This window comes from Streptomyces chiangmaiensis, from assembly GCF_036281785.1.
In the GTDB taxonomy this organism is placed as follows: domain Bacteria; phylum Actinomycetota; class Actinomycetes; order Streptomycetales; family Streptomycetaceae; genus Streptomyces; species Streptomyces chiangmaiensis.
In genome coordinates this window covers 1-1,920 of sequence record NZ_JAYWVC010000506.1, presented here as the reverse complement: position 1 = coordinate 1,920, position 1,920 = coordinate 1, and the positions used below count along the sequence as shown (strand labels likewise).

At 66.6% G+C, this 1,920-nt stretch carries 1 protein-coding gene; it reads left to right on the top strand.

Features of this window, described 5'->3' with window-relative positions; translation table 11 throughout:
- Positions 1-582 precede the first annotated feature (582 nt).
- Entirely contained in the window at positions 583-1,848 is a 1,266-nt protein-coding gene (gene ltrA / locus VXC91_RS44995) for a group II intron reverse transcriptase/maturase (RefSeq protein ID WP_329513111.1), read from the top strand.
- The last annotated feature ends 72 nt before the right edge of the window (positions 1,849-1,920 follow it).

Below are 1,920 nucleotides of genomic sequence, written 5' to 3'. Positions count from 1 at the left end.
CGTTGTGCGCCCAGCATGGGCGATTGCTTGGGGGTGTGAGTCCCCTGGGGGAAGAGGTGGTGCTAACCCCGAGCCGGAGGCAAGGGCGTCATCGTGAGGTGGGGTCTGGAGGAAGCCCGAGGCGAGACCTGGGTACCGAGGAACACGAACCGTGTATGAGGCGTGCTGGTCGGGTGAGCCCGCAACGGAGGGTGATGCCCGTCTCCACCAAGAAGGCCAGTGCGTAAACGCGGCGGGGATCCAGGGACAGTGATCGTTCTTACCTGGGGAGATCTGTCCGGGTGTCGGTTGGGCTGAGGTGTCGCCGCGCCGACGGGCCGCGCCGGGAGGTGTGGGCTGACCGGGCAGAAGTCAGCAGAGGTCGTAGTACCAGCTGGGATGAGCACGGTGGCTGGGAAGGGCCGAACATCGAGTGGAACGGATGATGTGGTGACTGCTCGTGCTGGTCACGGTGATCGCAGCGAAACCGCTTCGGCGGTGCCGATCGGGGAGGGACCGGTGCATTCCGGAAGTGCCCCGGCGGAGCGTAGTGCCCGGTCGGCGCGTCTCACGGACGACGTTCACCGCGAACAGGAACCCTCGTTGTGGGAGCTGATGCTTTCGAAGGAGAACCTGCTCGCGGCGCTCAACCGCGTCGAGGCGAACCGGGGAGCCCCCGGGGTGGACGGCATGACCACGGTGGAGCTCCGTTCGTGGCTGCTGGTTCATTGGCCCGGGATCCGGGCTGAGCTCGATGCGGGCACTTACCGGCCGGCGCCGGTCCGTCAGGTGATCATCCCGAAGCCTGGCGGCGGCGAGCGGATGCTGGGGGTGCCGCGGGTGCTGGACCGCTTGATCCAGCAGGCCATCGCGCAAGTACTCGTGCCCATCTTCGACCCAGAGTTCTCGGGGTCGTCCTTCGGGTTCCGTCCCGGCCGCTCCGCTCATCAGGCGGTGAGGGTCGCGCGGCGGGCCGTCGAGGACGGCCACCGGTGGGTCGTGGACCTTGATCTGGACCGGTTCTTCGACCGCGTCCAACATGATGTCCTGATGGCGCGGGTGGCGCGCAAGGTCGCTGACCGCAGGGTCCTGAGACTGATCCGCAGGTACTTGGAAGCCGGGATCATGGTGGACGGCATCAAGATGCCGAGCGCGGAAGGGACCCCGCAGGGGTCCCCGCTTTCGCCCGTCTTGTCGAACATCATGCTCGACGACCTGGACCGGGAGCTGTTCAGGCGCGGTCATCGGTTCGTGCGTTACGCCGACGACGTTCGCGTCTTCGTGCGGAGCGAACGGGCCGCCCACAGGGTGCTCGCCTCGGTCACAGCCGTGGTCGAGCAGCGGCTGAAACTGAAGGTCAACCGGGACAAGTCGAAGGTCGTACCGGCCAGGGCGGCGACGCTACTGGGGTTCGGCTTCTACTTTGCCCGGGGCGGGAAGGTCGGTATCCGGGTCGACCCGAAGGCGGTCAGACGCCTGAAGGAACGGCTGCGGGAACTGACGTCGCGCCGGTGGAGCATCGCGATGCCGGAGCGTATCGGGAAGATCAACCGCTTCACCGCTGGCTGGATGGGCTACTTCCAACTCGCAGACGGTTCACACCTGTTCCGTGAGCTGGACAAGTGGCTGCACCGCAGGATGCGGCAGATCCGCTGGAAGGAATGGAAGCTGCCCAGGACCCGCCGGGCCAGACTGCGCAAGCTCGGGATCAACGAGCAGTTCTCCCGTGAGTGGGGGAACAGCAGCAAGGGCTACTGGCGGATCGCGGGCTCGGGTGTCCTTCAACGCGCTCTGCCCAACGCCTACTGGGACGACCTCGGCCTGCGCATGCTCAAGCCGACCTGGCAACGGTTGAGATCAGCTGGATGAACCGCCGGATGCGTGACCCGCATGTCCGGTGGTGTGAGAGGAGGGCCGGGCGACCCGGCCCTCCTACTCGAT